Raw genomic sequence first — 4,904 nt, 5'->3', positions numbered from 1 at the left:
GGGGGCGGGGCGTAGGGCGCCGGGGCGCCCGGACCACCCGTACCGTCCCGGCCCGTGCCCTCGTCGCCCTCGGGGGCCCCGCCCGCCGCGCGCCGCTCGGTGCCGCCGTCCGGGCTCGTCCGGGCGGGAACGGCGTCCAGGCCGTAGGGCGAGGGGTCGCGGGGGCCGAAGGCGGCGGTCAGCAGGAGGTGCGTCGCACAGGCGGCGAGGGGCCAGGCCAGCAGCGTGCCCTTGGCGGCGAGCTTGAGGGGCGCGTCGAAGGTGACGTTCTTGCCCACCTCCTTGGCGTGCGCCACGACGTCCTGCGTCGGCCCGAGCCACACGCCGAGCCGCCAGGCGACGACCGAGCCGAGCAGCGCGCCCACCGCCATGCCGAGGACGAGCAGCGCGCCGCCCGCGCGGCGCCACAGGAAGACGGCGAGGCCCGTGAGCACGCCGAGGCCGAGGCCGGTCAGGGCGAAGGTGCCGTCCGCGCCGATGGGCTGCTCGCCCTCGCTGTCCTTGAGGTACACCGCCTTGCCGTCCGCGACGAGCGGTACGCGGGGCGCGAGCCACAGCCACAGCGCCCCGAAGGCGAGGCCGAGCACGACGAGCCCGAGCGCGAGCAGCACGCCGCGCCGTGCCCCCGCTCCCCCGCTCTCGGCGGGCTGGCGCGGGAGGTCGTAGGGGGCCGGGGGCGGTGTCTGGGGAGCGCTCACCGGGCCATCGTGCCAAACGCGTGCCGGGACGGCCGTTCGAGGGGTGCCGTGCGGGTCAGCCTGTGGACGGCCTGTGCGGCGCGCGGGACGGAGCGCACGGCCCCGGCGGCGGGTTCAGCGGGGCCCCGCGACGGCCGCGCGACGGTACGCCCAGGTCGCCACCGCGAGCGAGACGGCGCCGACCGCCGCGCAGACGCCGAGATCGCCGAGGACCACGAGCCAGTCGGGGCGCGCCGTGAAGGTCCTCGCGAAGGCTTCGACGCCGTACGTCGAGGGCAGCAGGTCGCGGCACCACTGGACCGGCCCCGGCAGGTGGTCGGGGGGCAGGACGCCGAGGAGCAGCGCGGCGGACATGCCGAGCTGGCCGAGGAGCGTGGCGAGTTCGGGGCGCGGCGCGAGCAGCCCGAACGCGGCGCCGAGCCCGGCGAGCGCCGCCCCGGCGAGGGGGACGACGGCGCACAGGATCCAGAGGTGCGTGACCGGCAGCCCGAAGAGGCCGCAGCCGATGAGCGCGGTGACGAGGGTCCCCGGCGCCGTGAAGGAGGCGTAGGCCCCGGCGGCGCCGAGCACGACGGCCGCGGGCGGCACCGGGAGCGTCGCGTAGTGGTCGAGGCCGCCGGTGGCGCGGAGCTGGCCGAAGTACTGGGCGAGGAGGTTGAGCGCGACGAAGGCGACGACGAGCACGGCGGACCCGGCGACGACCGCGCGGGCCTCGTCGCCGCCGTCCACGACGCCCCGCATGAGGATCATGATGCCGACGGACTGGAACGTCGCGACGAAGAGCAGCGGGATACGGGCGACGCGGGCCCGCGAGAGCTGGGCCCGGTAGACGGCGCCGAGCGCGGGCAGCAGCCGGGCGCGCGGCGCGAGCGGCGCGGGCGCGAGGGCGGGCGCGCTCTCGCGGCGCGGGCCCGGGGTGCGCACGGTGCCGGTCGCCTCGATCGGGGCCGCGCTCACCGGCGGCCGTCCCCGGGGCCGGAGCGGTCGTCGGCACGGTCCACGAGGTCCACCGGTACGGCTGTCACGGTCCGGGTGCTCCTGTTCGCTTGCGCCGGGCTCGCGCCCGCCGGGCTGCTGCTGCGTCGGCTCACGCCTTGACCAGCCCCTTCGTGCTTCCGCCGAGGGAGAGGTAGACGTCTTCGAGGCTCGGGGTCGTGAGGGTGAAGTCGTCGAGGGCGAGGAAGGCGGCGCCGCCGGTCACGGCGGAGACGGCCGCGCGGGCCTCGTCGGGGCCGAGCCGCAGCGTCCAGCGCCGCCCGGACTCGGTGGCCGAGGCGCGCAGCGCCGCGACCTCGGGCACGTCGAGCGGCGCCCGCTCGCGCCACACGAGGTCGAGCCTGACCTCGTGGGCGACGCGGGACTTGAGCCCGGAGGGCGTGTCGCAGGCGATGACGCGGCCCGCTTCGAGCACGGCGACGCGGTCGAGCACGGTCTCCGCCTCGATGACGTTGTGGGTGACGAGCAGGACGGTGACGCCCTGTTCCTCGCGGCGCCGGTCGACGGCCGCCCACACGGCGCGGCGCGCCACCGGGTCCATGCCCGTCGTGGGCTCGTCCAGGACGAGCACGGAGCGGTCGCCGACGAGGGCGGCGGCGAAGCAGGCGAGGCGGCGCTGGCCGCCGGAGAGCTTCTTGAGGGGGCGGGCGGCGAGCGCGGTGAGGCCCAGTTCGTCCAGGATCTCCGCGCGCGCCGTACGGACCGCCGCCGCGTCCATGCCGCGCAGCCTGCCGGTCGTCTCGACGGCGAGCGCGACGGTCAGTTCGTCCAGCGCGGTCGACTCCTGGCCGAGGTAGGCGAGCAGGCGCGCGGCGCGTTCGGGGTGGCGCACGAGGTCGTGCCCGAGGAGGTGGACGGAGCCGGAGTCGGGGCGCATGAGCCCGGTGAGCTGGCGCACCAGCGTGGACTTCCCGGCGCCGTTGGGGCCGAGGAGGCCGAAGATCTCCCCCCGGTGGACATCGAGATCGACGCCGTCGGTGGCGCGCACCGCCGGGGCAGGCGGCTGCCCGCGCCGCCCGCGCAACGCCGGATACGTCTTGACCAGCTCGCGCACCGCGCACACGATTTCGCCGTCGCGCGCCTGTGCCGTACCCGTGTTCACGACATCCGAGGCTACTGGGTCGAACCGGGAACACGGCGCCCGGGGCCCACTCCTGTCCCGGCCCCGGCGTGTCGCGCCGCTCCCGCCCCCGGCCGCCACGAGGGCGCGGACCGGCACGTCCCGGCGCGGGGCCGCCGGGCGAGCGGACGTGGCCCGGGGGCGTACGCGGGACGACGGGACCCCCTCCGGACCCCTCCCGGCCCCCTCCGGGCCGCCGCGCGAGGCGCCGGGGCACCGTCACCGCCCCGTCGGCGCCCCCGCCTCCACGCCCGTCTCGCGCCAGAAACCCGCCCTGATCGCGTAGCGGTCGTTCTCGTCGATCTGGTCGTCCTTGTGGGCGAGGAGGCCGAAGCGGGCCGCGTAGCGGAGGAGTTCGCCGTCGATGCGGTGCGGGATGCGGGGGTAGAGGGGGGCGAGGCGGTCGCGGGCCGGGGGGTGCGCGGGGACGCGGGCGAGCCAGCGGCGGGCGAAGACCTGGCCGACCTCGAAGGGGTCGCCGCCGACCGTCGTGATGTCCTCCTCGCGGTCCGCCCAGCGCTGTTCGGCGGTGGTGAGCTGCGCGAGCGTCGGGAGGGCCGCGGCCTCGGCGGACTCGCCGCCCGGGCGCTCGACCCAGCCCTTGTCGGAGGACCAGCGCAGGGTCGCGTTGGGCGCGGGCTGCGGCGCGGGGGTCTTGAGGGCCGCGAGGTCCTTCGGCGTGGGGACGGTCCTGCTCCCGCCCCGCTCCCCCGCCTGCCCGTCCTCGCCGGGCGGGGCCCCGGTGTCCGCCGCCGTCCCGCCGTCGGAGCCGGCGCCCCCCGCGACGACGCCCGCTCCCGTCTCCGTCCCGTGCGCGGTCTCGGCGGCGCGCGGGGCGGGGGGTGCCCCGTCGCCGTCGGGGAAGGGCGCGGAGAAGATCGCGGTGATCTCGGGGCTGCGCGGCACGGCGGGCAGCGCGCAGGGGCCGGGGGCCTCCTTGGCGCGGATCGCGCCGGTGATCCACTGCCGGTCCAGGACGCGTCGCTCATCGGCCTCGGCGACGAGGTCCTCGGACTGGTTGTAGTCGCCGTCCGCCGCCTGAACGGCCCACAGGTGCACGGCGACCCCGTGCTCCTTGGCGGAGACGAGGCCCGGCAGGAGATCCCCGTCCCCGGTCACGAGGACGACGTCGGAGCAGGCGCGATTGCGGGCCAGTTCGGTGAGTTCGGCGTGCATCGCCGCGTCCACGCCCTTCTGCGCCCAGCGTCCGTCACTGCGTGTCAGGGCGCCGAGGCGGACGGTGACGCGGGGGCGGACCCGCAGCCTGCGGTGCTCGGGCTGCGGGACGCGGTCGGGGGCGCCGTCGAACCAGTAGATGCGGAGCAGGGGCTGGCCGGTCTCCTCCTCGGCCCGCTCGCGCAGCCGCTGGATGAGCGCGGCGTGATCGACGGTGATCCGGGAACGCGAGGGATCACCGGCCAGCAGACTGGCGGCGGCACCGAGGAGATACCCGGCATCCACCAGGACGACGCAGCGGTCCACGCGTTCCACCCTCTTCCCTCAGGAACCGGCGCCCGCCTCCGTCCCCGGTGACGGAAGGCGGTTTCGCTCCGGCTTCGCTTCGAGTCTGCCCGACCGTACGAGGGTTAACGGTCCGAACTCGATCATCGGCGTGCCGTTTCGCGGCGAGCCCGGTCGCCGCCGTCCGCCGGCGGCCGTGCCACGGCTCGCGCGCGCCGCCTCGGCACCCCTGTCACGCACGGTAATTATCCGAAATGCGTTCTTTGTCCGGCCGTGTGAGAGTGAGCGCGTACCTGGCCCCCAGACCTTCCCAGGAGGAAGATTCACATGGCCAAGAACAAGAACCGCAAGCAGAGTGCCCAGAACCGTTCCTCCGCCGAGGCGGCGGGCGCGCAGGCCAAGGAGACGTCCACGGAGGCGCACCAGGCGACTCCGGGGGACATGGCCCGCAAGGGCCGCGAGCGGCGCTTCGGCCACAACTGACCCCGGAAGCCGGGTATCCGGACGCCCCGGGCGCGTACGACCGACCGTGCGCGCCCGGGGTCCCGCGGGCCCGCCGGCCTTCGGGCGGGCACGCCGCGCGGCCCGTACGCGCCCGGTGTCACGCCCCCGGAGGCGTACGAGAAGGG

Annotated in this window: 5 protein-coding genes; 1 reads left to right on the top strand and 4 read right to left on the bottom strand. The window is 76.7% G+C overall.

Going from position 1 to position 4,904, the window contains the following annotated elements; translation table 11 throughout:
* From SSBG_RS23110 to SSBG_RS23095, 4 genes are all read right to left on the bottom strand, one after another.
* On the bottom strand, window positions 1–611 hold a 611-nt coding region (locus SSBG_RS23110), incomplete at its 3' end, for a hypothetical protein (RefSeq protein WP_008748487.1).
* 201 nt (window positions 612–812) lie between these two features.
* On the bottom strand, window positions 813–1,655 hold the full coding sequence (locus tag SSBG_RS23105; protein WP_008748486.1) for an ABC transporter permease: 843 nt from the start codon (window positions 1,653–1,655) through the stop codon (window positions 813–815).
* A 130-nt stretch (window positions 1,656–1,785) separates the two neighbouring features.
* Window positions 1,786–2,796: an ABC transporter ATP-binding protein gene (locus SSBG_RS23100; protein WP_008748485.1), complete on the bottom strand. Its 1,011-nt coding sequence runs from the start codon at window positions 2,794–2,796 to the stop codon at window positions 1,786–1,788.
* A gap of 237 nt (window positions 2,797–3,033) precedes the next feature.
* On the bottom strand, window positions 3,034–4,305 hold the full coding sequence (locus SSBG_RS23095) for an NYN domain-containing protein (protein WP_037870462.1): 1,272 nt from the start codon (window positions 4,303–4,305) through the stop codon (window positions 3,034–3,036).
* A 297-nt stretch (window positions 4,306–4,602) separates the two neighbouring features.
* Between SSBG_RS23095 and SSBG_RS33795 the strand changes: the two genes are divergently transcribed.
* A complete protein-coding gene (locus SSBG_RS33795; protein WP_199781401.1) occupies window positions 4,603–4,758 on the top strand; it encodes a hypothetical protein in 156 nt (51 codons plus the stop codon).
* The last annotated feature ends 146 nt before the right edge of the window (window positions 4,759–4,904 follow it).

The sequence above is a fragment of the Streptomyces sp. SPB074 genome, assembly GCF_000154905.1.
Classification (GTDB): Bacteria; Actinomycetota; Actinomycetes; order Streptomycetales; family Streptomycetaceae; genus Streptomyces.
Note: the sequence above shows the minus strand (reverse complement) of the source record. Positions and strands in the feature narration are given on the sequence as shown.

What these genes read in the sequence shown, in the direction of transcription:
- SSBG_RS33795 (WP_199781401.1), top strand. Translation starts at nt 4,603, where the DNA reads ATGGCCAAGAACAAGAACCGCAAGCAGAGTGCCCAGAACCGTTCCTCC.